General features: G+C 61.2%; 25 protein-coding genes. 14 read left to right on the top strand and 11 right to left on the bottom strand.

The annotated features are described in order from the left end of the window. Positions 1–56: 56 nt before the first annotated feature. The 5 genes from ssuD to CO657_RS10515 all read left to right on the top strand — a co-directional run bounded on the left by ssuD (position 57) and on the right by CO657_RS10515 (position 3,533). Complete coding sequence (gene ssuD / locus CO657_RS10535) at positions 57–1,232, top strand: FMNH2-dependent alkanesulfonate monooxygenase (RefSeq protein WP_054184812.1); 1,176 nt, start codon at positions 57–59, stop codon at positions 1,230–1,232. A 353-nt stretch (positions 1,233–1,585) separates the two neighbouring features. Further along, positions 1,586–1,909 carry an ArsR/SmtB family transcription factor gene (locus tag CO657_RS10530; protein WP_003594094.1) on the top strand — a complete coding sequence of 108 codons (324 nt, stop codon included), beginning with the start codon at positions 1,586–1,588 and terminating at the stop codon, positions 1,907–1,909. Further along, positions 1,906–2,316, top strand: a complete 411-nt coding sequence (locus CO657_RS10525) for an SRPBCC family protein (protein ID WP_054184813.1) — start codon at positions 1,906–1,908, stop codon at positions 2,314–2,316. Before CO657_RS10530 ends, CO657_RS10525 begins: the two co-directional genes overlap by 4 nt. Positions 2,317–2,574: 258 nt before the next feature. After that, the gene (locus CO657_RS10520) at positions 2,575–3,045 is read left to right on the top strand and encodes a DUF1801 domain-containing protein (RefSeq protein ID WP_012557915.1); all 471 of its coding nucleotides are present in this window, start codon (positions 2,575–2,577) and stop codon (positions 3,043–3,045) included. A 35-nt stretch (positions 3,046–3,080) separates the two neighbouring features. Continuing rightward, positions 3,081–3,533 carry a DUF1801 domain-containing protein gene (locus CO657_RS10515; protein WP_054184814.1) on the top strand — a complete coding sequence of 151 codons (453 nt, stop codon included), beginning with the start codon at positions 3,081–3,083 and terminating at the stop codon, positions 3,531–3,533. Here CO657_RS10515 and CO657_RS10510 read toward each other — a convergent pair. From CO657_RS10510 to CO657_RS10495, 4 genes are all read right to left on the bottom strand, one after another. Further along, positions 3,530–4,006: an SRPBCC family protein gene (locus CO657_RS10510; RefSeq protein ID WP_012557913.1), complete on the bottom strand. Its 477-nt coding sequence runs from the start codon at positions 4,004–4,006 to the stop codon at positions 3,530–3,532. The genes CO657_RS10515 and CO657_RS10510 overlap by 4 nt on opposite strands. Further along, on the bottom strand, positions 4,003–4,344 hold the full coding sequence (locus CO657_RS10505; protein ID WP_054184815.1) for an ArsR/SmtB family transcription factor: 342 nt from the start codon (positions 4,342–4,344) through the stop codon (positions 4,003–4,005). Before CO657_RS10505 ends, CO657_RS10510 begins: the two co-directional genes overlap by 4 nt. Further along, positions 4,341–5,027, bottom strand: a complete 687-nt coding sequence (locus CO657_RS10500; RefSeq protein WP_054184816.1) for a glutathione S-transferase family protein — start codon at positions 5,025–5,027, stop codon at positions 4,341–4,343. The genes CO657_RS10505 and CO657_RS10500 overlap by 4 nt, the downstream gene beginning before the upstream one ends. A 102-nt stretch (positions 5,028–5,129) precedes the next feature. Then, positions 5,130–5,948, bottom strand: coding sequence for a class I SAM-dependent DNA methyltransferase (locus tag CO657_RS10495; RefSeq protein ID WP_054184817.1), 819 nt, complete (start codon positions 5,946–5,948; stop codon positions 5,130–5,132). A 114-nt stretch (positions 5,949–6,062) separates the two neighbouring features. Between CO657_RS10495 and CO657_RS10490 the strand changes: the two genes are divergently transcribed. Then, positions 6,063–6,788, top strand: a complete 726-nt coding sequence (locus CO657_RS10490) for a DUF2270 domain-containing protein (RefSeq protein WP_003594109.1) — start codon at positions 6,063–6,065, stop codon at positions 6,786–6,788. Between the two features lie 16 nt (positions 6,789–6,804). Here the strand turns inward: CO657_RS10490 and CO657_RS10485 are convergent, their stop codons facing one another. From CO657_RS10485 to CO657_RS10470, 4 genes are all read right to left on the bottom strand, one after another. Then, complete coding sequence (locus CO657_RS10485) at positions 6,805–7,071, bottom strand: usg protein (RefSeq protein WP_003594110.1); 267 nt, start codon at positions 7,069–7,071, stop codon at positions 6,805–6,807. Positions 7,072–7,244: 173 nt separating this feature from the next. Then, positions 7,245–8,075, bottom strand: a complete 831-nt coding sequence (locus CO657_RS10480; RefSeq protein WP_003594111.1) for an ABC transporter permease — start codon at positions 8,073–8,075, stop codon at positions 7,245–7,247. Beyond that, a complete protein-coding gene (locus CO657_RS10475; protein WP_012557911.1) occupies positions 8,072–8,878 on the bottom strand; it encodes an ABC transporter permease in 807 nt (268 codons plus the stop codon). The genes CO657_RS10480 and CO657_RS10475 overlap by 4 nt, the downstream gene beginning before the upstream one ends. A gap of 113 nt (positions 8,879–8,991) precedes the next feature. Further along, positions 8,992–9,765 carry a transporter substrate-binding domain-containing protein gene (locus tag CO657_RS10470; protein ID WP_054184818.1) on the bottom strand — a complete coding sequence of 258 codons (774 nt, stop codon included), beginning with the start codon at positions 9,763–9,765 and terminating at the stop codon, positions 8,992–8,994. A gap of 329 nt (positions 9,766–10,094) precedes the next feature. Between CO657_RS10470 and CO657_RS10465 the strand changes: the two genes are divergently transcribed. Next, positions 10,095–12,308 carry an OmpA family protein gene (locus tag CO657_RS10465; protein ID WP_054184819.1) on the top strand — a complete coding sequence of 738 codons (2,214 nt, stop codon included), beginning with the start codon at positions 10,095–10,097 and terminating at the stop codon, positions 12,306–12,308. Between the two features lie 132 nt (positions 12,309–12,440). Here CO657_RS10465 and CO657_RS10460 read toward each other — a convergent pair whose 3' ends face one another. Further along, on the bottom strand, positions 12,441–13,199 hold the full coding sequence (locus tag CO657_RS10460; protein ID WP_054184820.1) for an alpha/beta fold hydrolase: 759 nt from the start codon (positions 13,197–13,199) through the stop codon (positions 12,441–12,443). Between the two features lie 52 nt (positions 13,200–13,251). After that, complete coding sequence (locus CO657_RS10455; protein WP_054184821.1) at positions 13,252–15,021, bottom strand: cytochrome c biogenesis protein DipZ; 1,770 nt, start codon at positions 15,019–15,021, stop codon at positions 13,252–13,254. A gap of 327 nt (positions 15,022–15,348) precedes the next feature. Between CO657_RS10455 and CO657_RS10450 the strand changes: the two genes are divergently transcribed. From CO657_RS10450 to CO657_RS10425, 7 genes are all read left to right on the top strand, one after another. Next, positions 15,349–16,383, top strand: coding sequence for an alpha/beta fold hydrolase (locus CO657_RS10450; protein ID WP_012557907.1), 1,035 nt, complete (start codon positions 15,349–15,351; stop codon positions 16,381–16,383). Between the two features lie 122 nt (positions 16,384–16,505). Next, positions 16,506–17,246: a response regulator gene (locus CO657_RS10445; RefSeq protein WP_012557906.1), complete on the top strand. Its 741-nt coding sequence runs from the start codon at positions 16,506–16,508 to the stop codon at positions 17,244–17,246. After that, a complete protein-coding gene (locus tag CO657_RS10440) occupies positions 17,243–18,562 on the top strand; it encodes an ATP-binding protein (protein ID WP_054184822.1) in 1,320 nt (439 codons plus the stop codon). The genes CO657_RS10445 and CO657_RS10440 overlap by 4 nt, the downstream gene beginning before the upstream one ends. 193 nt (positions 18,563–18,755) lie before the next feature. Continuing rightward, the gene (locus CO657_RS10435) at positions 18,756–19,172 is read left to right on the top strand and encodes an organic hydroperoxide resistance protein (RefSeq protein ID WP_012557904.1); all 417 of its coding nucleotides are present in this window, start codon (positions 18,756–18,758) and stop codon (positions 19,170–19,172) included. A 38-nt stretch (positions 19,173–19,210) separates the two neighbouring features. After that, entirely contained in the window at positions 19,211–19,363 is a 153-nt protein-coding gene (locus CO657_RS36715; RefSeq protein WP_003594126.1) for a hypothetical protein, read from the top strand. Beyond that, the gene (gene maiA, locus CO657_RS10430) at positions 19,360–19,995 is read left to right on the top strand and encodes a maleylacetoacetate isomerase (protein WP_054184823.1); all 636 of its coding nucleotides are present in this window, start codon (positions 19,360–19,362) and stop codon (positions 19,993–19,995) included. The genes CO657_RS36715 and maiA overlap by 4 nt, the downstream gene beginning before the upstream one ends. A gap of 289 nt (positions 19,996–20,284) precedes the next feature. Then, entirely contained in the window at positions 20,285–20,758 is a 474-nt protein-coding gene (locus tag CO657_RS10425; protein WP_245293007.1) for a YciE/YciF ferroxidase family protein, read from the top strand. A 305-nt stretch (positions 20,759–21,063) separates the two neighbouring features. On the opposite strand, the gene CO657_RS10420 is transcribed toward CO657_RS10425, so the two are convergent. Then, positions 21,064–22,485 (bottom strand): LuxR C-terminal-related transcriptional regulator, encoded by a 1,422-nt coding sequence (locus CO657_RS10420; protein WP_054184825.1) that lies wholly within the window; start codon positions 22,483–22,485, stop codon positions 21,064–21,066. Positions 22,486–22,715: the final 230 nt, after the last annotated feature.

Below are 22,715 nucleotides of genomic sequence, written 5' to 3'. Positions count from 1 at the left end.
GGGCCAGTTAAATCGCGCGGGCCGATTTTCGAATTTCGCAGCAAAGGACCGTTTCCATGACCGCCACATCCGATCCCATCAATTTCCTCTGGTTCATCCCGACGTCGGGCGACGGCACCTATCTCGGTTCCGCCGATCTCAACCGCGCGCCCGAAATCGGCTATCTCACGCAGATCGCCCAGGCCGTCGATCGTCTCGGCTATTCCGGCGTGCTGCTGCCGACCGGGGTTGCCTGCGAGGAGTCCTTCGTGACGGCGGCGGCGCTCGCCGCCAAGACCGAGAAACTGCAGTTCCTGGTGGCGATCCGTCCCGGCACGGCGTCACCGGCCTATTACGCGCGTCTGGCAACGACGCTCGACCGTATTTCCAACGGCCGCCTGCTGCTTAACATCGTCGTCGGCGGCAGCCCGGCCGAGCTTGCCGGTGACGGCATCCATCTCGAGCATGACGAGCGTTATGCCCATGCCGAGGAGTTTTTCACCGTTTTCGAGGAACTGCTGGATAAGGGAACGGCGAGTTTCGACGGCAAATATATCAAGGCGACCAATGCGCGCCTCGGCTTTCCCTCGGTGCAGAACCCGCGGCCGCCGCTCTATTTCGGCGGCTCGTCGGATGCCGGCATCGACTTCTCGGTCGGTCGCGTCGACAAGTATCTGACCTGGGGCGAGCCGCCGGCGCAGGTGGCCGAAAAGGTCACTAAGGTGCGCAAGGCCGCCGCCGACCGCGGCCGCGAGGTGAGCTTCGGCATCCGCCTGCACTTCATCGTGCGCGAAACCGACGAGGAGGCATGGGAGGCGGCGGAACGGCTGATCCGTCATCTCGACGACGATACGATCCGCGAGGCGCAGGAGCGCTTCGTTCATGAGTCGGACTCGATCGGCCAGAAGCGAATGGCCGCCCTTCACGGCGGCCGCCGCGACAAACTCGAGGTCTCGCCGAATCTTTGGGCCGGTGTCGGCCTGGTGCGCGCCGGTGCCGGCACGGCGCTTGTGGGCTCGCCGAAGACGGTTGCCGCGCGCCTTGCTGAATATCAGGAGATCGGCATCGATACGGTCATCGGTTCCGGCTATCCGCACCTGGAAGAAGCCTATCGTGTCGCCGAGTTGCTCTTCCCCGAACTCGGTATCACCCGTGAGCAGCAGCGCCTGGCCTTCAACAACGAATTTGGCCGCAAGCAGGTTTTCGCAGGCGGCAGCCATGGCGGCAATCTGAAGGTCGTTTCCGGTTCCTGAGGTCGAACGAAGCGGGTAAGTCTGACATCGCCGGAAGCCGCCCGCGGCTTTCGGCGTTCTGTTGCCAGGTTGACGTGCAGGTGCGTACGGCCATGCCCATTTCGAAACGACTGCTCGCCTAATCCTCGCGGCAACCTAGCCAGAATCGTCCTGGGGCGCGTGACCCAGCCAAACGTATCGATGCATAGCCAATTAGCTATGTTGAAGTCGCTGGCCGTTTTCTTCAAGAGCGTGTTCGCTGCCTGATTCCCATCAACAGGCCTATTCATTCCTTCCTCTTCTCTTTACCTCTTGACGAACGAATACCTGCGTAGCTATACGTTAATCCATAGCTGAATAGGTATGGATTCCAAATGTCCGATGCTCAAGACGCGCTGTTCAAAACACTCGCTGATCCGACCCGGCGGGCTCTGTTCGAGCGGTTGTGCCGGGAAGGGGAGAAGACGGTCGGGGCTCTGACGGCTCGGGCCGGGGTCTCGCAGCCGGTCGTCTCAAAACATCTGGGCATATTGAAGCAGGCCGGATTGGTACGCGACCGCCATGAGGGCCGCCAGACGCATTATAGCGCGCAGCTCGGTGCGCTTGCTCCGCTGGTCGACTGGACGAGCGAGATGGCCGGGTTCTGGCAAAACCGCTTCAACGATCTCGAGGATTTGCTGAAAAGGATGGATCAATGACCGACATATCGACAGAAACGCGCTCCGTCGTCATAGAACGGGAAATCCCTTTTCCTTCGGAAAAGATCTGGCGGGCGCTCACGCAGCCGCACCTGATCCAGGAGTGGCTGATGAAGAGCGACTTCAAGCCGGCCGTTGATCATCGCTTCAGCTTCAACGCCGATTGGGGCTCGGTCGATTGCAAGGTTCTGGAGGTCGAGTCGAACAAGACCCTGTCCTATAGCTGGGATGCCTACGGTCTTGAAAGCATCGTCACCTGGACTCTCACTCCGACCGCCACGGGCACGCATCTGCGTATGGAGCAATCGGGTTTCCGGCCGGATCAGCGGCAGGCTTACGGCGGCGCCAGGAGCGGGTGGACGCAGTTCCTTGGAAATCTGGAGCAGGTGCTGGCGCGGACGGAGTGAGGCGGCCCGTCGCCTCGGCTGACGTAAACGGGGGAGGCCCTATTGAGCTGGAACTACTGGTTGCTGCAGATCCCCCGCTGGCTGTCCGTTGCCTTTACCGTAGCGGTCATTCTCAATATTATCGCTGTGGTACAGGAGAAATCGACCGTCTGGTGCGACGTCTTGGCAGTGCTGCCGCTTGGCCTGCTGTTGCTGGCCGGTCTTTGCCTCTTCCTGCTGCCCTATGCTGCCAGATGCGTGGGAGATAGGAGTGACACAATGGCCGGCAAGACGTCCAAGACCCAAGTGACGCTCACCGAGAAGACCGCCGCCAAGCGGGCCGCTGCAGAGCCGACCCTTCTCTCGGGCGGCAATCCGCAGATCGCCAAGGGTTACGGCGAAGCTCCGGTGCAGGCCTATATCGCCGCGATGCCGGGCTGGAAAAGTGACGTCGGGCGCCGCCTCGATGCACTGATCACGCGTATCGTGCCGAATGTGTATAAGGCAGTCAAATGGAACTCGCCCTTCTACGGCATCGAAGGGCAGGGCTGGTTCCTCGGCATTCATTGCTTCACGAAATACATCAAGGTGGCATTCTTCCGGGGTGCGTCGCTTCAGCCTCTGCCGCCCGGCCATTCCAAGCAGAAGGAAGTCCGCTATCTCGATATTCGCGAGGACGACGAAATCGATGAAGCCCAGCTTGCCGCCTGGGTGGAGCAGGCCAGCCAACTGCCCGGCGAACGGATGTAATCACCAATACCCCTCGCATGAGGGCGGGAGGAACTATGAAGAAAGCGACAGCAGCAATGAAGACGAGCGCTTCCGGGGACGCAAACGGGGGAGCCTCGCCGTCTCAACTGATCGACGCCAGGATCAAGGAACTCGGCGATTGGCGCGGCGAAATGCTCGCCCGGATCCGTGCGCTCATCAGGCAGGCCGAGCCCGAGGTGGTCGAGGAATGGAAGTGGCGAGGGGTTCCGGTGTGGGAGCGTTCCGGCATCATCTGCACCGGCGAGACCTACAAGAGCGCGGTGAAGCTGACCTTCGCCAAGGGCGCATCATTGCAGGACCCTTCAGGTCTCTTCAATTCCAGCCTCGACGGCAACACGCGGCGAGCCATCGATTTCCATGAGGGCGACGAGATCGACGAGGAGGCGTTGAAGGCGCTCTTTCGCGCCGCTGCGGCGTTGAATATGTCAGCAAAGGCTGCCGCCTCCCGGAAGAAATCAAGCGGCTAATGGATCGGGCTCGCCTCGCGCTCCAGAAAAAGTTCGAGATTGTCGAGACCGATTTGTGTGCCCTGGAGGCGTGCGCCGTTGTCGGCGTAGCCGTCGAGAAAGACCACCTGTTCAGTAAAGATCATCCTGGTGCCCTCGGGGTCGGCTTCGAAGGCGACGGTGGCGAGCGAGGCGGAAATGCGCCTTTCGCCGAGCTTCATCTCATAGGCATAGATAATGCGGGAATCAGGCACGATATCGATGTAATGGGCGTCAAAAGCATGTAAAAGCCCGTCGGTATCGGCGACATGGTTCCGCTCGGTACCGCCGGGACGGAAGTCGAGTCTGTATTCCAGCGGCGCCCATTCGCCATGGCAGGCGAACCATTGGCGCTTGGCCTCCGGTGTCGACCAGGCGCGGAAGACGCGGGCGACCGGCGCCTTCAGGCGCCGCTCGATGACGAGGGTGGTGTGTTCGGCGGATCGTGTCGTCATTCGGAAAAGGTCTCCGATTCTTCGGCGAGATATTGATCCAGCCTGTCGAAGGTAGCGTTCCAGCGGCTCTTTCGCTGTTCCACCCAGCGCTCGACGGCGGCAAGCGCGTCCTGCTGCAGGCGGTAGGTTCGCACCCGGCCGGATTTTTCGGAGAGTACGAGGCCGCTTTCCTCCAGCACCTGCAGATGTTTCATCACCGTCGGCAGGGCAACCGCAAGCGGCGCGGCCAGCTCGGTGACAGAAGCCGGGCCGCGGCCGAGGCGGTCGATCATGCCGCGACGGCTGCGATCGGAAAGCGCGTGGAACATGCGATCGAGTCCCGCCTGGCCGTCGATCATCCCGCCGCATCCCGGAAGCGGCTGGGCAGCCTGTCATGGTAGGGATAGAACTTGAAATAGGGGCGGGCCTCTTCCAGCGCCCTTGCAAAGGATGGGCGGGCGAGTAGCCGGTCGTAATAGGCGCGAAGCTTCTGCTGCTCCTCTGAAAACGGGACCAGCGTCTCGGCGTAGAAGAGGGCGGGGGCGGCGGCGCAATCGGCCATGGTAAAGGCCTCGCCCGAGATCCATGAGCTCTCGGAGAGCTGTTTTTCGATCATCGCATAGGCGGTGGCAAGTGTCGCCTTGCAGGCGGCCACCTCCGTCTCGTCCTCCTTGCCCTCGGGGCGCCGGCGATTGCTGACGATGGTCTGCATCGGCGCCTGGACATAGTGGTCGAAGAAGCGATCCCAGAGGCGGACCTGCAGCGCCCGGTCGATTTCCAGCGGCAGCAGGGAAACGGGGCCGGGATAATAATGATCGAGATATTCGATGATGATCGACGTCTCGGGAACCGTGCTGTCGCGCGCTTCGTCCCGCAGCAGCGGCATCTTGCCGATCGGCCAGAAGCGGAAAAGATCGGCACGCGAGGCCTCGTCGGAGAGATCGACGAGGCGGTTTTCGAAGGGCGTGCCGTTTTCGTAAAGCGCGACCAACACTTTGTGGCAGAAGGAGGCGAGCGGATGCCCATAGAACACGAGCGACATGCGGCGACCTTTCCTGTTAGGTGGAAAACTTTACCGACCGACTAAGTATCAGGTCGGAAAGGAATGCGCAACAGATAGTTCGTCGATCGTGTAACTATTGCCTCAGCCGATATATCTGGCGATCACCAGATGGCCGGGCGTCGGCTGGCCGTCTTCCATGCGCACATTGATATCCGATATCTCGACGAGCTCGAAGCCGGTGGCCGCCAGGCGTTCTTTCACATAGGCGTCAGCATGGGCGAAGCGCTGGTGCGGGCCGACCATGTAGGCGCGGCCGGCAAGGGTCTCCTCCGGCAGGGTTTCCGAGGAGAAGATGAACAGGCCGCCGGGCGTCAGGTTCTCGGCGGCGCCGAAGAACAGCGGTTCGAGCGCGCCGAGATAGGGCAGCACGTCGGTGGCGGTGATGATATCGAAGGCTTCCTCATCATTGTCGTCGAGGAAGTCCTCGACCTCGGCGACGAAGAGCGTCTCGTAGAGGTCCTTCTCATGGGCGACCTCGACCATCTTCTCCGAAAGGTCGAGGCCGGTCATATCGGCGCAGAGGTCGCGGAGCGCGCCGCCGGTGAGGCCCGTGCCGCAGCCGAGATCGAGCAGTCGCTTGAACGGCCCGAGCTTCAGCGCCTGCAGCCGCTGGCGCACCAGCATCGGCACGTGATAGCCGAGCTGCTCGACGAGCACGTCTTCGAAAACCTCGGCATGCTGGTCGAACAGGGTCTCGACATAGGCGTCCGGCGCCCTGACCGGCGTCTCGCCCCGGCCCATCGCGGCGATGCGCACGGCTGCACCGCCATGATCGTCGGGATCAATCGCCAGGACTTCCTCATAGGCTGCAACGGCCGCGTCGACATCGCCGGCCTTTTCCAGCGCCAGAGCGCGGTTATAGGCCTCGCCAAGGGCTTCTTCGTCGATCTTCTTTGCCATAGCAGTCCGCCGTCCTTTTGTTTCACGCATGCGTCTAAGGCGGCTTTCGATGTTTTGCAATGGCGTGGCTGTGGGCGCAGAATGGCCAAAAACAAGACGAAGGGAGGAAAAGTCATGAAATCGGAGCAAGAAAGGGTGTCATCGGTATTGGAAGGAGAGGCTGCGCGGGCGTTGCTGCTGCCTGGTACGCCGGGCGAGATTACCAATACGCTCAGCCATTATTACCGCGGCGAACTCGGACGGATGACGAGCTGGCGCGACCGCATCGACCGGACGTCGAACTGGGCAATCACTGTGGTGGCGGCGCTGCTTTCGGTGTCGCTGTCGACGCCGACCTCGCATCACGGCGTTCTGCTGTTCGGGATGATGCTGGTGACGCTGCTTCTGATCATCGAGGCGCGGCGCTACCGCTTCTTCGACATCTACCGCGCCCGCATCCGCCAGATCGAGCGCAGCTATTTTGCGCAGATCCTGGCGCCGGAGGCAGGGGCCGGGAGAGAATGGGCCGCGGTGGTTGCCAGCAGCTTGCGCAAACCGCGTTTCCTGCTCAGCTATCGGGACGCGATGCACCGCCGGCTCAGACGCAATTACGTCTGGATGTATTCCATCCTGTTTCTTGCCTGGTGCCTGAAAATCTCGACGCCGAAGTTGCAGACGGAGGGCATGCCGGCGCTGCAGGCGCAATCCTGGACCTATGTCATCGACAATGCCGTGCTGGGGCCTATTCCCGGCCTTGCGGTCATCGTCATCGTCGCCGTCTTCTACCTCGGCATCCTCTGTTTTGCGCTCAGCCCGGTCCGCGACCAAGGCGAATTCGGCCATGGCGAGGCACATGTCTGATTCTGCGCAAGCCGGATCAGTGCAGGATGAACTCTCCCTTCAGCGCCCGCCACTCGGTCGCGGAGATCAGCTTGCGGTGGATGTAGCGCACCGAATGCAGCGGTCCGTCGAGCTTTTCTTCCCAGAATTTCAGGAAGCCGCGCATTTCGGGGAAATCGGGGGCGAGATCATATTCCTGCCAGACATAAGTCTGCAGAATCGCCGGATGATCCGGCAGGTGGTAGAGGATCTGGGCGGTCGTCAGGCCATAGCCCTGCAGTTGTTTTTCCATGTCCTTGTGCATCGTGTTCACTTCTTCTCGTTCCCACTCGTGCGCTTATTAGCGCTACGTGATATGGAAACATGCGAGTGGTTAACGGAAGCTTTACAGATACTTCATAAAAGGACAATTTATTTTTGATATCAACGACTTGGCAGCATCGCGCCGAGAGTGCTGCCAGGCCGGAACCGCAGGCGTCAACGCTTGAGATGCCGGGTCAGGCGGCGCTCGATCCAGGCCCAGAGATGGCGCAGTGCCTCGACGATGACGAGGTAGAAGATCGCTGCCCAGAGATAGGTCTGGTAGTCGAAGGTGCGGGAGAAGGCATAGCGGGTCTCGCCCATCAGGTCGAGCACGGTGATGATGGCGACGACCGCCGAGCCCTTGATTAGCAGGATGATCTCGTTGCCGTAAGGGCGAAGCGCGACGATGAGGGCCTGCGGCAGAACGATCTTGCGGAAGGCGATGAACTTGTGGATGCCGAGGGCTGCAGCCGCTTCGTGCTGGCCGTGCGGTACGCTTTCGATAGCGCCGCGCAGGATTTCCGCCTGGTAGGCCGCGGTATTGATGGTCATGGCAAAAAGGCCGCAATACCAGGCTTCGCGGAAGAACCACCAGATGCCGACGGCCTCAAGCTGCGGCCGGAATACGCCAAGGCCGTAATAGACCAGGAACAGTTGGGCCAGCAGCGGTGTGCCGCGGAAGAAATAGATATAGCCGTAGGCGAGCGCATTCAGCACCCGGTTCTTCGACATGCGCGCCGCGGCAAGCGGCAGCGACAGAACTGCGCCGCAGATGACGGAAATGAAAACGAGGCTGAGCGTGACCCCGAGACCGTGGAGATAGCGCGGTCCGTAGCGGGTGAATTTTTCCGGATCCCAGCCGTTGACGACGGAGATCACCAGCAGCGCGCCGAATACAGCCCAGGCGGCGACGAAAATATAGCCGGCCATACGCGCCGGCGTCATCGGCTTCATCACTTCGCGAGGTGCGGGTTGCGGCGGGATCAGCGTTTCGGCGTAGCTCATCGGCGGATCTCCGAACGCTTGGCCCAGCGCTCGACATAGACGAGCAGAAAGGAGGAGAGAATGGCCAGCACCAGATAAAGGCAGCAGGCCAGGCCATAAAAGAAGAAGGGTTCCTTGGTGACCCGCACGGCGACGCTCGTCTGGCGCAGGATATCGGCAAGGCTGATGATCGAGACGTAAGAGGTGTCCTTCAGGAGCACCATCCAGAGGTTCGTCAGGCCCGGCAAGGCGATGCGCACCAGCTGCGGCAAGATGATCAGACGCAGCGTGCGGCCGTGATGCAGGCCAAGCGAGTCGCCGGCCTCATATTGCCCCTTGGGAATGGCGCGAAAGGCCGAGAGCAGCACTTCCGAACAATAGGCTGAAAAAACCACCGAAAGCGCGATGACGCCGGCGAGGAAGGCATTGATCTCGACCGGAGGTCCGTCATAACCGACGAAGGTCAGCAGAGACTGGATCAGCATCTGCATGCCGTAATAGATGATGAAGAGCGTCAGGAGCTCCGGCAGGCCGCGGAAGATGGTCGTGTAGATGCCGGCCGCCAGCCGCAGCGATTTTTCTTCCGACTGCTGGCCGAGCGCCACCAGGAAGCCGATGGCGAGGCCGATCGGCAGGGTGACGATTGCCACCGAAACGGTGACCTGCAGGCCAAGTGCGATCTCGTCGCCCCAGCCGGTGTCGCCACAGGCAAGGATCGTCGACTGACCCAGCCAGGTGAAGATGCCGACGGGTCCGCACAGCGGATCCAGAATGTGCACAAGTGCGCTCCAGAAGGAGCCGAGCGCGGAAAATAATCCGCCCATGCGTGAATTCCCCTCACGGCTTTTGCCGTTTTGATCTTGCCATCTTTGTCAAACAAAAATGGCGGAAGAGCAAGCCTTCCGCCATTACCTTGACTGGCCAGATAGCGAATTTCTTATTCGCCGTAAACGTCGAAGTCGAAGTACTTGTCCTGGATCTTCTTGTATTCACCGCTGGCGCGGATCGCAGCGATTGCCGTGTTCAGCTTTTCCTTGAGCGGATCGCCTTTACGGATGGCAATGCCTGCGCCGTTGCCGTTGATTTCCTTGTCGACCGGCAGGGTGGTCAGGATCTTGCAGCAGGCGCCGGCGTCGGATTTGACCCATTCGGAGAGAACGACGACGTCGTCGATGACGGCGTCGACACGGCCGCTGGAGACGTCGAGCTTGTATTCGTCAGCCGTCGGATAGAGCTTCAGTTCGGTGTCGGCCAGGTGCTTCTCGGCGTAGTTGGCGTGCGTTGTCGAGGTCTGTGCGCCGATCACCTTGCCTTTGAGGCCGGCAACGTCGGTGATCTTCGAATCCTTCGGCACGGCGATGGCCGGCGGGGTGTTGTAGTACTTGTTGGAGAAGTCGACGAGCTTCAGGCGCTCCGGCGTGATCGACATGGAGGAAACGATCATGTCGAACTTCTTGGCGTTGAGCGCCGGGATGATGCCGTCCCAGTCGGTGCTGACGAAGGAGCATTCAGCCTTCATCTCGGCACAAAGCGCCTTCGTGATGTCGATGTCGAAGCCCTGGATCGTGCCGCTGGCATCGACGAACTCGAAGGGCGGATAGGTCGAATCGGTGCCGATCACATACTTCTCGCCATCGGCCATGGCCGAGCCGGCGAAAAGGGACATCGCCGCGATCGAGACTGCCGCGAAAATACGGGTGGAGATATGCATGAGGATCCTCTCTGTTGGTAGCCGCCGCTCTTTTTCTCGCGGGCTGACGGCTGCAGTTCAACGGTCCGAGACCGCCTTGCGGCGATAATCAGACTTTTTTTCATGGAATTGCAACACAAATCCCATCGCAATTGGGCGGTGCAAATAGCAGTCGAGATGAACGTCGGCAGACTGCAACATTCACGCGAGGTTAATCTGCGGCTTCCTAGAACCGGAACAAATCGGCGGCTCGGCAATTGCCATTTCGCTGTTTCGCCTCATTGCGACGCTAGGGGCGGAAGCAGGGCCTATCGGCCTTCAGGAAGCTCAAACAGGATCGAGGAAACCCGATGGGCATGAAATCAAGATTGTTCGCAAGCGCGGCTTTTCCGCTGCTTTCCCTCTCGCTGGCATTCCAGCCGGCATCGGCAATGGCTGCCGTGCGCGACGTCGCGACGCAGGCACAGGCCGTGCGGCAAGTCGAACAAGGCAGTTTCGAAGTGGCGCAGGACGCGCCTCAGGATGCGCCTTCCGATGAGGAATTGCTGAAGAAGAAGCGCAAGCAGAAGGAAGAGGCTCCGGCCGAAAAGGCACCGGCCGCCGAGCAGCCGAAGGAGGCGCCCGCCGAAAAGCCGAAGGCCGAGCGCAAGGAGGCGCCGGCGCCCGAACCCAAGGCAGAGCCGGAACCGCCGAAGGCCGAAGCGCCGAAGGAAAAACCCGCCCCGCAGGCCGAAAGCAAGCCCGAGCGGAAGGCTAAGCAGGAGGCTCAGCCCGAGGCCAAGCCGGAGGCCGCGCCGCAGCAGGAGCAGCCGATAACGCAGGAGAAGCCGAGGAAGCCGAAGAAGCAGGCCGAGCCCGAGGCTCAGCCGCAGCCCGAACAGCAGCCGGCGGCAAAGGAGGCGCAGCCGGAGACGGAGCAGGCGCAGCCGGAAGCCAAGCCGGAGGGCGGCAAGCGCGCCAAAGGGCAGGACAAGGCCCAGGGCAAGGATAAAGGCAAGGAAAAGACCGAGACTGCCGCTCCCGAGGCCGTGACGCCGGCCGAGGAACAGGCCAAGCCCGAAGTCAAGCCGGAGGCAAAACCCGCCGCCGAAGCACCGGCAGAGAAGAAGCCCGTAAAGGGCGAAGCCGCAGCACCCGCGGAGAAGCCGGCCGAAGGCAAGGCAACTGAAGATAAGGCAACTGAAGGCAAGACGACCGAAGATAAAGCCGCGGCACCAGAAGCCGTACCCGCCGAAGAGCCGAAGGACGGCACCGCCGCAAAGCCTGCCGGCGAACAGCCCGCCGGCGCGCAGCCGACCGCGCCGGCGACCGACACAGCTCAGCCATTGCCGGATGCCAGCGGCGGCAAGCAGGTCGAGCAGGCCATTCCGGCGCCGGAAAAGGCTTCGCCCGAAGAGCTCGAGCGCCGCAAGAAGATTGCCGCGGATCCGGCCAAGAGCAACGAGACCGTCGTGTTGCCAGTCGAGAACGGTGCGGCTGTGCTCGACAGCGACAAGGATGCCGACCGCAGCAAGGGCCGCGAAGGCCGCCGCGACCGCGACAAGATGCGCGCCGAGACCCAGGAGGTGAAGGTGCCGACCTCGGATGCCGATGCGCAGGCCTCCAGCGGCGCCAAGGCGGCGCCGACGATCAAGCTTGAAGCGGTGACCAGCGAGAAGGGCAGAAAGCTCGATGCGCGGCCGCAATTCGTTCGTCCCGACGGCGCGCGCGTCGACGACAGCACCGACGATAATCGTGTGATCATCCAATACGACAATCGGGTGATCGTGCGTGGCGACGACGACAGGCGGTTCCTGCGCGACGGCGAACGGCCGAGTTACGAGGAGCTGTCGGGTGATCGCTACCGCGAGACAATCACGCGGCCGGAGGGTTACCGAATCGTGACAATCCGGAACCGCTATGGCGATATCATTCAGCGGTCGCGCGTCGACGCCCGCGGGCGCGAGCATGTGCTCTATTATTCGCAGGACCTCTACGACGATCCGGACCGTGACTATTTCGAGGATCCGGGTGCCGACTTGCCGCCGATGCGGCTGCGCGTACCGCTCAACGATTACATCATCGATACTCGCAGTGACCCGGACCGGGATTATTACGAGTTCCTGAGCGAGCCGCCCGTCGAGCCGGTAGAGCGTGTCTACTCGCTTGACGAGGTGAAGTATTCGGCCCGTATCCGCGATAAGGTGCGCCGCATCGACCTCGACACGATCACCTTCGCGACCGGCAGCGCCGATATCCCGATGACGCAGGCGCGCACCCTGCGCAAGGTTGCCGACGCGATCAGCCAGGTGCTGAAGAAGGATCCGAGCGAAACCTTCCTGATTGAGGGTCATACGGATGCCGTCGGAACCGATCAGAGCAACCTGGTCCTCTCCGACCAGCGGGCGGAATCGGTCGCGAACGTGCTCTCCGACGTCTACGGCATCCCGCCGGAGAACTTGGCGACACAGGGCTATGGCGAGCAATATCTGAAGGTCAACACGTCAGGCCCCGAACAGGAAAACCGCCGCGTCACCGTCCGCCGCGTGACGGCGCTGGTTCGGCCGGTGGCTGCCAACCAGTAAATATCGTTGCCCCTCTCCATTGTGGGGAGGGGCATTTTATGGCCTTTTCCTTCTTCTCAGCAGGTCGAAGGACGGGATCCGCGAGTTGGATGAGGGCGGCCGTCGATGATCTGCTGCCCCATCCCGCCGGTTCTACTGGTCGGCTTTCCTGGCCGCCTTTTCGATGATGTCGGCGACCTTCTCTGCTTGGGATGCGAAGACGGCGTGGCTTGCCTTGATCTCGGTCACGTCGCTGCCGGCCCGTTTTGCCATGTCGCGTTCCAGGTCGGGGTTGATGGCGCGATCCTCCGTAGCGACGATCGACCAGCTCGGTTTTGTCCGCCATGCCGGCTCGGCAATTTTGGCGGAGAACGCCTGCTTCGAGGCGAAGACCTGTGATCTTGCCAGGAAGTCAGCTTCGGCTTTCGGCAGGTCGGCCGCGAAATCCGCGGCGAAGGCTGCGGGGTCAAGATAGAGATACTTCCCGTCCTTGGTTTCCTTGATATCCATGCTGCCGGCGGGCTTGGAGCTCGCAAGGCTCAGCAGGCTTTCGCCCTTGTCGGGCTGGAAGGCCGCGACATAGACGAGGCCTGCGACATTAGGGGCGTTGCCGGCTTCGGTAATGACCATGCCGCCATAGCTGTGGCCGACGAGCAGGCTCGGTCCGTCCTGGAGGTCGAGAACCCGCTTCGTCGCCGCCACATCGTCGTCGAGCGAGGTGATGGGTTCCTGGACGATGGTGACGTTGAAGCCGCGTTTCTGGAGAATCTCCGTCGCCTTGCGCCATCCTGAGCCGTCGGCGAGCGCGCCGTGGACGATTACGATGTTCTTCACCGCCGCAGCCTCTGCTGCGAAGGCGATGGCGGTGGTGGCGAAGGCAAGGGCTGCGGTGAAGAGAAGACGTCGGTTCATGGGTATCACTCCTTTGGTCGTTGTCGAGGATCGGAATTAATCAGTCTGCGGGTCAGCCGAAGGTGAAGGCGTAGGCCTCCACCCCGGGATCGAGGAAGCGGATCTGGAAGTTGCGGGCGCCGACCGTGCCGGACTGGCGCACCAGCTGGTAAAGCCTAGTCGCCGTCACCGTGCCGTTGCCGTCGGCATCGATGTCTGAGCCGTGATCCGGTCCCGGCGCCTTGCCGTCGACCGTCACCTGGAAGCGGATCGGTTTGCCGTCCGTGCCCGGGCCGAGAACAAGATGCAGGTCGCGGGCGCTGAAGCGATAGGTGATACCGCCACCGGCCTGATCAAGCCTCGCCTGATCCTTGCCGACAGTCCAGGTTCCGGACAGACCCCAGCCGTTGAGGCCGGGTTCTGCGATCGAATACTCATGCGGCGCGTCGGCCTGCAGTCCTTCGGGCGAGGCAAAATTCGCCGCCTGTTCGTAGCCGAGATAGGTTTCGCCGGAGCGGATATTGCCAAGGTCCGGAGAGGCTTCCACGCCCTTGGCATCCGGTGCGACCGGCGCACTTGACGTCATCTGGCTGCCGGCTTCGCGCAGCAGGTCCTGAATGGCTTTTTCGGTCCTGCCATAGTTGCCTTCGCCGAAATGGTGGTAGCGGATCTGGCCCTCGGCATCGATGAGATAGCCGGCCGGCCAGTAGCTGTTTTCGAAGGCGCGCCAGATTTTGTAGTCATTGTCGATCGCGACGGGATAGCCGATCTCGAAATCGCCGACCGCCTTCTTGACGTTGTCGAGCTTCTTCTCGAAGGCGAATTCCGGGGCGTGGACGCCGATCACCACGAGGCCCTGATCAGCGTATTTTTCCGCCCAGGCTTTGACATAGGGGATCGTGCGAATGCAGTTGATGCAGGAATAGGTCCAGAAGTCGACGAGCACCACTTTGCCCCGCAGCTGCTCGGTGGCCAGAGGCTTGGAGTTCAGCCATTCGACGGCGCCGTCGAGCGAAGGCGCATACCCTTCGACCGGCAGATCGCTGCGAAAGGGCTTCTTGGCGTCTGCGATCATCACGCCGTTGCTGGCGACCTCGGCGGGGGCGCCGGCTGCGGGCTTGGCATGCAACCTGTCGAGCACTGCCTGTTCCAGTGATGCGGTGCTCGCATAGGAAAGCCGCGACAGCAGGCTGGTGTCGAGGCCGAGGGCGATGACGGCGACACCCGCGAGTACCGCAGCACCGAGACCCTGGCGAATCCGGTCGCCGAGGCCGAGCGAGCGTTTCATCGCGGCGAATATCCTGCCGCCGACAAGCAGGGCGACCGCGAGCGAGGTTGCAGCACCGGCGGCATAGGCGGCGAGCAGGAAGGTGGTCTGCAGGTTAGCGCCCTGCAGGGCGGCACCTGTGAGAACAAGGCCGAGGATCGGCCCGGCACAGGGCGCCCAGAGCAGGCCGGTAGCGACGCCGAGGATGAGGGCGCTCTTCACCGTCGGCGCAGTGCGTCCACCGCCGTTGGCGTTCAGGAGATTGTTGCCGAGATCGACGATCGGCCGGGCGAGGGTGCTGGCGAAGCGCGGCGAAAGCAGGCTGGCGCCGAAGAGCGCCAGCAGGACGATCGCGGCAAGACGGCCATATTCATTGGCGCGGATGGCCCAGCTGCCGCCGACCGCGGCCAGTGTCGCGACGAGAGCGAAGGTGGCGGCCATGCCCGCCAGCATCGGCAGCGTGCTGCGGACGAAGGGCTGCCCGGCACGGGCGAAGACGAAGGGGAGGATCGGCAGGATGCACGGGCTGAGGATCGTCAGCGCACCTCCGAGATAGGCAATGATCAGCAGTGTCATCATCGTTTCCTTTGAAACCGATTGATCGGGCTCTGGACGGCGATGGGCCTGAACCAGCAACGGCGAGGATATGGCCGGGCGGACGTATCCCGGATGTGTCGGGTTTCGCCGGAAAATGTACCGAAGTGTTGCTGATGGGCGATCGCGATACAGAGCGACACAAACCGGCGTCGCAGATACCGCGAGCGATGAAAACGGCGCGATTGTATCGGAATGTATCCTGGCGGCCGGAAGCTACATCAGCATTCAATAATGATTGCTCATGACATATCGCTGATACAAGTGGAACGTCTTTTGAGGACGTGATTCATTCGACAGGAGAGACCGATGTCAGAGCAAATCAACCATCACCGCCGCCGCTTCTTCGGCATGACGGCAATCGCCCTTGCGGCCGTCGAATTCGGCGTGGCCGGGACAGCCGTCGCCCAGTCGGCGCTGCCCGCCGTAAAGGCCGGAACCAATACGTCTTTCGAAGCGCTGAAGCAGGTGAAGGCGGGCGTGCTCGATATTGGTTATGCCGAGGCCGGCAGCGCGGATGGTCCCGTTGTTCTGCTGCTGCATGGCTGGCCCTACGATATTTATAGTTTCGTCGATGTTGCGCCGCTGCTGGCCTCGGCGGGTTACAGGGTGATCGTCCCCTATCTGCGTGGTTACGGCACGACCCGCTTCCTGGACGACCAGACACCGCGCAACGGTCAGCCGTCGGCGCTGGCTGCCGATATGATCGCGCTGCTCGATGCGCTCGATATCGAGAAGGCAGTGATTGCCGGCTATGACTGGGGCGGGAGGACGGCCAACATTATGGCGGCGCTATGGCCGGAGCGCTGCAAGGCGATGGTCTCGGTGAGCGGCTACCTGATCGGCAGCCAGGAGGCTAATTTGAAGCCGCTGCCGCCGAAGGCGGAACTGGCCTGGTGGTATCAGTTCTATTTTGCAACCGAACGTGGGCGGCTGGGTTATGAGAGCAATACGCATGATTTCGCAAAGCTCATCTGGCAGACGGCTTCGCCGAAGTGGAATTTCGACGATGCGACTTTCGACAGGTCGGCGGCTGCCTTCGACAATCCCGACCATGTCGCGATCGTCATTCACAATTATCGCTGGCGCCTGGGGCTTGTCGAAGGCGAGGCCAAGTACGATGCCTATGAGAAGACGCTTGCCGCATTGCCGATGATCTCCGTGCCGACGATCACCATGGAGGGGGATGCAAACGGTGCGCCGCATCCGGAGCCATCCGCCTATGCCGGAAAATTCTCCGGCAAATACGAGCATCGCACGATTAATGGCGGCATAGGCCACAACCTGCCGCAGGAAGCGCCGCAGGCCTTTGCGCAGGCGGTCATCGACGTCGACCGCTTCTGATCGATGAGACCGGCCGCAGAGCCTCGTTGCCTGGGCCGGCGGAATATGCGTAGGTCGCATCAGCCGCCTCGATATCGAGGAGGAGGGCGCGGCCGCTTCTATCGGTAAGGGAACAGGAACATATGGATCATGTCGATCACATCCTGGTCGTCGACGACGATCGCGAAATCCGCGAGCTGGTTTCGGGCTATCTGCAGAAGAATGGTTTGAGGACCAGCACTGCCGCGGACGGGCGCCAGATGCGCAGCTTTCTCGAAGCCAACGCCGTCGATCTGATCGTGCTCGATGTGATGATGCCCGGCGACGACGGGCTGGTGCTGTGCCGCGAACTGCGCGCCGGCCGGCACAAGGCGATCCCGATCCTGATGCTGACGGCCCGCACCGATGAGATGGACCGGATCCTCGGGCTGGAGATGGGCGCCGACGACTATCTCGCCAAGCCCTTTGCCGCACGCGAGCTGCTTGCCCGGATCAAGGCAGTGCTGAGGCGCACGCGCATGCTGCCGCCGAACCTGCAGATCAGCGAGGCCGGGCAGTTGCTGAGCTTCGGCGACTGGCGGCTCGATACGGTCGCCCGGCATCTTCTCGACAAGGAGGGGACCGCGATCGCACTCAGCGGCGCCGAGTACCGGCTGCTTCGCGTCTTCATCGATCACCCGCAGCGGGTGCTCACTCGCGACCAGCTTCTGAGCCTGACGCAGGGCCGTGATGCCGATCTTTTCGATCGTTCGATCGATCTCCTGGTCAGCCGCCTGCGGCAGCGGCTGGGAGACGATGCGCGCGAACCGACCTACATCAAGACGGTGCGCAGTGAAGGCTATGTATTTTCCGTTCCGGTCGAAATCATGGAGCTGCGCCAATGAGGGCGATCCCCTGGTTCTCGGGTTTGATGTGGCCGAGGACGTTGCGGTCGCGGATCTTCCTCATCCTGCTCATCGGTCTCGCCCTTGCCTACGGGCTGTCCTTCAGTGTGCTCTATATGGAGCGCACCATGTCGGCCAAGGCGGTGATGCTCGGCACGCTGGAGAATGACGTCGCAACGTCGATCGCCGTTCTCGACCGGCTTCCACCAGGCGAGCGCGGCGTTCTCCTCGACCGGCTGAGCCGCGGCAATTACCGCTTCGTGCTCGGGACCGGCCTTCCAGGCGTGCCCGACACGTCAAGCAAGGGGGCGGAGATATCAGGCAAGATCGAGGAGGCGATCGGACATCGCTTTCCGATCAGCATCGAACGGATTCCAGGTGAGGTGAACCGATTGCAGGCGCATCTGACGCTGAGCGATGGAAGCCCGCTGACGATCGACGTCACGCCGAAGGGCGTCATGCCGATCGCCGCATGGCTGCCCTATGTCTTCGTCATCCAGATGCTGCTGCTCATCTCCTGCACCTGGTTTGCGGTTCGCCAGGCAATCCGGCCGCTCGGTGCGCTTGCTGCCGCAGCCGATGCCCTCGACCCCAACAAGGACGGTCCCGCTTTGAGCGAGGCCGGTCCGAGCGAGGTTGCGCATGCGGTGAGGGCATTCAATGCGATGCGGGAGCGGATCGCCCATTACCTCGAAGAGCGTGTGCAGATACTGGCGGCCATCTCGCACGATCTGCAGACGCCGATCACCCGCATGCGGCTGCGCGCCGATATGGCGGAGGATTCGCCTGAAAAGGACAAGCTGGTGCATGATCTCGGGGAGATCCAGCGCCTCGTCCAGGACGGTATAGCCTATGCGCGCAGCGCCCACGGCAGCGGCGAGAAGAATGCCCGTATCGATCTCGCCTCATTCATCGACAGCATATCCTACGACTATCAGGACACCGGAAAGGCGGTGACGGTCGTCGGGCTGGTTCAGGGCGCTGCCTTGACCAAGCCACACGCTCTTCGCCGCATCCTGTCGAACTTCATCGACAATGCGTTGAAGTTTGCGGATGCCGCCGAAATCAGCGTCGAGCACAATGCGGAAAACAATGTCGTCATCACCGTGATGGATCGGGGGCCTGGTATCCCTCACGATATGCTCGAAGCCGCCATGCAGCCCTTCTTCCGGCTGGAGCAATCCCGCAACCGGGAGACCGGCGGCACCGGTCTTGGTCTTGCGATCGCCCAGCAGCTGACGGCCAAGATCGGCGGTTCGCTCCGGCTCTACAATCGCGCCGGCGGCGGACTGGCGGCGGAAGTCACCCTTCGGTGATGATGGGGATCGCCGGAAAATTTCCGGCGATTTGTATGGGACCGTGTCCTGGATGCCGGATGCTACGTTTTGTGACATTTCGGCCGATTTCGGAAACATGCCGGATATATCACCCGATCAAACCACACTCCGTTCAACCCGATCGCCTGAGGCGATCCGATCGCGAATAGCGACCCAGACAAGGAGTGTTTCCATGACCAAGATCGACAAGGTTCTTTACACCGGCAAGACCCGCACCACCGGCGGGCGCGACGGCGCTTCGCAGAGCGACGACGGAGAGCTCAATATCAAGCTCTCGCCTCCCGGCAGCGCGCGGCCGGGCACCAATCCCGAACAGCTTTTCGCCGCCGGCTGGTCGGCCTGCTTCATCGGCGCGATCGGCATTGCCGCAGGCAAGCTGAAGGTCAGGCTTCCCACGGAGACCGCGGTGAATGCCGAGGTCGACCTCGGAACGACCGACGGCGGCTATTTCCTGCAGGCACGCCTTAAGGTCAGCCTGCCCGGCATCGAAGTGGATGTCGCGAAGGCGCTGGTGGATGAGGCGCACCGGACCTGCCCCTATTCAAAGGCCACGCGCGGCAATATCGATGTCGAATTGATCGTTGTCTGACGGATAACGACCGATCGGCCTCGCCGATGGAGGATTTGATGCGATTGGTGATCATCTGCATTCTGGGCGCGACGGTCTTCGCCGCGCCCTGCATTTACGACGTAAGCTCGCGGGAGCCTTCGCCGCTCGCCGGCCTTGTGACGGCGGCGTCCACGGTTTCCTCTTCAGGCCATCAGGGAGAAAGACAGTGAAACTTTATCAGAACGAAATTTCCTCGGCGACCTCAAGAGTCCGGATCGCGCTTGCGCTGAAGGGGCTGACGGCCGAGGCGCTGCCGGTCACCATTCTCGGCGAAGAGGCCGAGAGCCGGCAGGCCGGATATCGCAGCGTCAATCCGCAAGGGCTGGTGCCGGCCTTGCTGACGGATGACGGCGTTCTCATCACCCAGTCGCTGGCGATCGTCGAATATCTCGACGAGATCCAGCCGCAACCGTCGCTGCTGCCGGAGACGGCAGAGGGCAGGGCGCTGGCGCGGTCGATCGCGCTGGCGATCGCAGCCGAGATCCATGCGCTGCTGCCGCCGCGGATCGGCCTGCATCTCAAAGCGGCCTTCCAGGCCGATGCCGATGCCGTTGCGGCCTGGAGCCGCCATTGGGTCGGTGAGGGAATGGCCGCTGTGGAGACGATGATTGCCGACCGCCGGCAGGGCGCCTTCGCCGTCGGCGGCCGGCCTGGTGTTGCCGATATCTTTCTCTTCCCGCAGGCGATCAGCGCCCGGCGCATGGGCTTTGATCTCGCGCCATGGCCGAATATCGCGGAGATCGTCGGCAGGCTCGAGGCGATCCCGGCTTTCCAGGTAAACGCGCCGGCGCCGAGACGGTGATCAATGGAGAAGCGGCCGCACATGATGGCGGCCGCTTCTGTTCTCAGCGTTTAACCCTTGCCTGCAGATGCGCGGGCTACTGACGGCGCTAAGAAGAAGGATTGCGGGGCGCCAATTCAATCTTATGGCGGCTATCATTAAACTTGCGTCCCATCCGTCAAAACCTTGATGCAGCCTGTTTTTCGTGGACAATTCGTCGAATTTATCAAACGGAACTATTCGTGCTTGTTCACGTTTCCGCGTCACTTTGAACGAAGATCGGAGTGATAAAAGACGAGGGGAGGAGACATTGGAGAAATTGTTTCATGAAACGTTGAAAGGTGTCTACTATGCCGAACACAATATTCTCAAAGCCTTGCCCAAGATGGCAAAGGGCGCAGCCTCTTCTGAACTGAAAGAGGCACTTGAAAAGCATCGTGACGAGACAGAAACGCATATCAAGCGTTTGCAGCAGGTTTTCGAAATTTTTGGCGCGCCTCCCCAGGGCAGTACTCGTGAGGCGATTGGAGCGATAATTGCTGAAGGTGAAAAAGTATTGCGTGAGTTAAAGGGCCAACTGTCACTCGACGCAGCTCTGATATCGTGGGCGCGGACGGTCGAGCATTATGAGATTGCCCAGTATGGATCATTGGCCCGTTGGGCCGTAGAGCTTCGCCTCAAAGAGGCCCTACCGTTGCTTCTCGAAACGTTGGAGGAAGAAGTTGCAACTGACTACGCCCTCACCAAACTCACCGAACGAGGCATCAACAGCAGAGCCAAATAAGCACGATCTCGAAGTACGCGGGCTCGCCCGACGGACAAACCATTAACGCTGAAGGGTCGACCCCAGGGTTTGCGCATTGACGAGGCTCGGGACTGTTACTTCGATCAGACCCGTGGTCAGGAAAGGCGCGAACTGGGAGATCACGTTTCGTCGTGTCCCCGTAAAGGCGGGCCACGCCGATAAACGCAACGACGCCCGTCAGGCACATATAGTTGTGGCCGCAGCATGTGCTTGCGCAGGCCTTTACTCAAACATCTTACTGGATCGACCCCGGGCTGAAAGAATGGAAGCAAATGATGAACCTTCTAGATGTCAGGCTTGCCGGGGCGCTCGTCTGGCTGAGGTTTAAGGCCTGCTGAGGCAGCCAGGAATACAGCCTCTGACAGGGTCCGAGCGCCTAGCCGTTCCATAACACGGGCGCGGTGAAGCTCTACAGTGCGCGGGCTAATGCCGAGGCGTCGCGCGATCAGCTTGCCAGTTTCACCAGCGACCAGGCCGAGCAACACTTCGCGCTCACGCGGCGTCATCTCGGCAATATGGATCCTGGCAAGTTCCGATGCTTGGTCGGCAATAATCGCGTCTTGGACACCCGCCAATGCTGACGCGATAGCGGCAAGAAGCTCGGTCAATTTGTGTGGAGCCTCAAGCCAGTCGGTTACGCCTGCCTTCATCGCCTTGACTACTAAGCTAACTTCCCCCAGGCCATTACCAAGCACAATGACAGGTAGGTCGATGCGCCTCGCCCTTAGCTCACTTACGATGCGCAAAACCTTGGCTTCAGCACTTTCCCCCACAAGAATAACGCAGCCGGGCACGAGAACAGGAGCGACCCCAAGAAAGTTGGCTGTGGACGTAAACAATGTCACGCCATAGCCATTCCTCTGTAACATGTGTGACAGGCGCCTCCTTGAAGAAGTGTCAGTGTTAAGGACATAAACCTGCATGTTGGCCGGCTTCGTAACATCCTCTGCCGCACCGCCCACGTGCTGAATGCGTCCTTGGGCGTCACGGATCGGAAAAAGCGTTTGTCGGATCCTCCTTATCACCAGGTCCGGACGAACAATGCGATAGTGCTGAACGACGACCTCTCCGCTCAGCACGGAATCGAGCGCGGCTAGTGCACCAACGCGATCGTCTGGATGAATTGTATCAATCCAACGGCCCATCTCCCCGAGCACTGCTGCGGGTGCCTGTCCCCAGATCCGTGCGAAAGCGGGACTGAGATATTCCATCTGCATCACGTTCGCATCGAGGATCCATAGAACATCGGCCGAATGTTCTGCGAACTGCCATAAACGCTTATCTTTTTCGCGTCCACGCCAGTCCTGCAGAGCGATGGCAATTTGACTGGCGCAGTTGGAGAGGATGACGAACTCAGAATCTTTTGGAAACTGCGCGTCCGTTGAGCATGCAAAGAGCCATCCGTCATTGTTCAGGCCAATGGGAATTCGAGCAATTCGCGTCGTTGAGCCGCCTGCCGAACTCTGCCAGTCCGCCACCCCGCTTATTGGCCAGGGATAGTTCATTTGAGGGAGGGATTCGAGAAATATCGCGCTCGACTTGCCTTTTAGCAAGCTGTGCCTGAACGTAACTTGCCCGGATGAGCGACTGAGCTTAACTGCTGCAAACTCTAGGTTCAATATGCCCGCCAGCGCAGTGACGGCATCAGTGGCAATGCGCTCCCAGTCCTTGTCCATCCATGAAGACGAGAGCGCCGACAGCGTCATCAAGTCCTGAACGGACGCTAATGCGTTCTCCCCCCAACGGGTCAGAAGAGGGACTACTCGCTTTTGAGTATCCGAAGTGATCATGATGGGATAGGGCCGCTCGTAGAGAAATTGGTCCAGGGCGACGCGGTAACAAATGCTACCGCCGAAAGCCTACAGATAATCTGAAAGCCCTTGACGAAATATGAGCGCCGAATCGGACTTGGATTCACCGGCGGCGTCATGCCCAC

Origin of the sequence: Rhizobium acidisoli, assembly GCF_002531755.2 — a bacterium.
GTDB lineage: Bacteria > Pseudomonadota > Alphaproteobacteria > Rhizobiales > Rhizobiaceae > Rhizobium > Rhizobium acidisoli.
The sequence above is the reverse complement of the archived record's forward strand: the minus strand, read 5'-3'. Positions and strand labels throughout refer to the sequence as shown.

Excerpts from the sequence above, each read along its gene's own strand:
- ssuD (WP_054184812.1), top strand. The coding sequence starts at position 57 with ATGACCGCCACATCCGATCCCATCAATTTCCTCTGGTTCATCCCGACG.
- CO657_RS10530 (WP_003594094.1), top strand. The coding sequence starts at position 1,586 with ATGTCCGATGCTCAAGACGCGCTGTTCAAAACACTCGCTGATCCGACC.
- CO657_RS10525 (WP_054184813.1), top strand. The coding sequence starts at position 1,906 with ATGACCGACATATCGACAGAAACGCGCTCCGTCGTCATAGAACGGGAA.
- CO657_RS10520 (WP_012557915.1), top strand. The coding sequence starts at position 2,575 with ATGGCCGGCAAGACGTCCAAGACCCAAGTGACGCTCACCGAGAAGACC.
- CO657_RS10515 (WP_054184814.1), top strand. The coding sequence starts at position 3,081 with ATGAAGAAAGCGACAGCAGCAATGAAGACGAGCGCTTCCGGGGACGCA.
- CO657_RS10510 (WP_012557913.1), bottom strand. The coding sequence starts at position 4,006 with ATGACGACACGATCCGCCGAACACACCACCCTCGTCATCGAGCGGCGC.
- CO657_RS10505 (WP_054184815.1), bottom strand. The coding sequence starts at position 4,344 with ATGATCGACGGCCAGGCGGGACTCGATCGCATGTTCCACGCGCTTTCC.
- CO657_RS10500 (WP_054184816.1), bottom strand. The coding sequence starts at position 5,027 with ATGTCGCTCGTGTTCTATGGGCATCCGCTCGCCTCCTTCTGCCACAAA.
- CO657_RS10495 (WP_054184817.1), bottom strand. The coding sequence starts at position 5,948 with ATGGCAAAGAAGATCGACGAAGAAGCCCTTGGCGAGGCCTATAACCGC.
- CO657_RS10490 (WP_003594109.1), top strand. The coding sequence starts at position 6,063 with ATGAAATCGGAGCAAGAAAGGGTGTCATCGGTATTGGAAGGAGAGGCT.
- CO657_RS10485 (WP_003594110.1), bottom strand. The coding sequence starts at position 7,071 with ATGCACAAGGACATGGAAAAACAACTGCAGGGCTATGGCCTGACGACC.
- CO657_RS10480 (WP_003594111.1), bottom strand. The coding sequence starts at position 8,075 with ATGAGCTACGCCGAAACGCTGATCCCGCCGCAACCCGCACCTCGCGAA.
- CO657_RS10475 (WP_012557911.1), bottom strand. The coding sequence starts at position 8,878 with ATGGGCGGATTATTTTCCGCGCTCGGCTCCTTCTGGAGCGCACTTGTG.
- CO657_RS10470 (WP_054184818.1), bottom strand. The coding sequence starts at position 9,765 with ATGCATATCTCCACCCGTATTTTCGCGGCAGTCTCGATCGCGGCGATG.
- CO657_RS10465 (WP_054184819.1), top strand. The coding sequence starts at position 10,095 with ATGGGCATGAAATCAAGATTGTTCGCAAGCGCGGCTTTTCCGCTGCTT.
- CO657_RS10460 (WP_054184820.1), bottom strand. The coding sequence starts at position 13,199 with ATGAACCGACGTCTTCTCTTCACCGCAGCCCTTGCCTTCGCCACCACC.
- CO657_RS10455 (WP_054184821.1), bottom strand. The coding sequence starts at position 15,021 with ATGACACTGCTGATCATTGCCTATCTCGGAGGTGCGCTGACGATCCTC.
- CO657_RS10450 (WP_012557907.1), top strand. The coding sequence starts at position 15,349 with ATGTCAGAGCAAATCAACCATCACCGCCGCCGCTTCTTCGGCATGACG.
- CO657_RS10445 (WP_012557906.1), top strand. The coding sequence starts at position 16,506 with ATGGATCATGTCGATCACATCCTGGTCGTCGACGACGATCGCGAAATC.
- CO657_RS10440 (WP_054184822.1), top strand. The coding sequence starts at position 17,243 with ATGAGGGCGATCCCCTGGTTCTCGGGTTTGATGTGGCCGAGGACGTTG.
- CO657_RS10435 (WP_012557904.1), top strand. The coding sequence starts at position 18,756 with ATGACCAAGATCGACAAGGTTCTTTACACCGGCAAGACCCGCACCACC.
- CO657_RS36715 (WP_003594126.1), top strand. The coding sequence starts at position 19,211 with ATGCGATTGGTGATCATCTGCATTCTGGGCGCGACGGTCTTCGCCGCG.
- CO657_RS10420 (WP_054184825.1), bottom strand. The coding sequence starts at position 22,485 with ATGACGCTGTCGGCGCTCTCGTCTTCATGGATGGACAAGGACTGGGAG.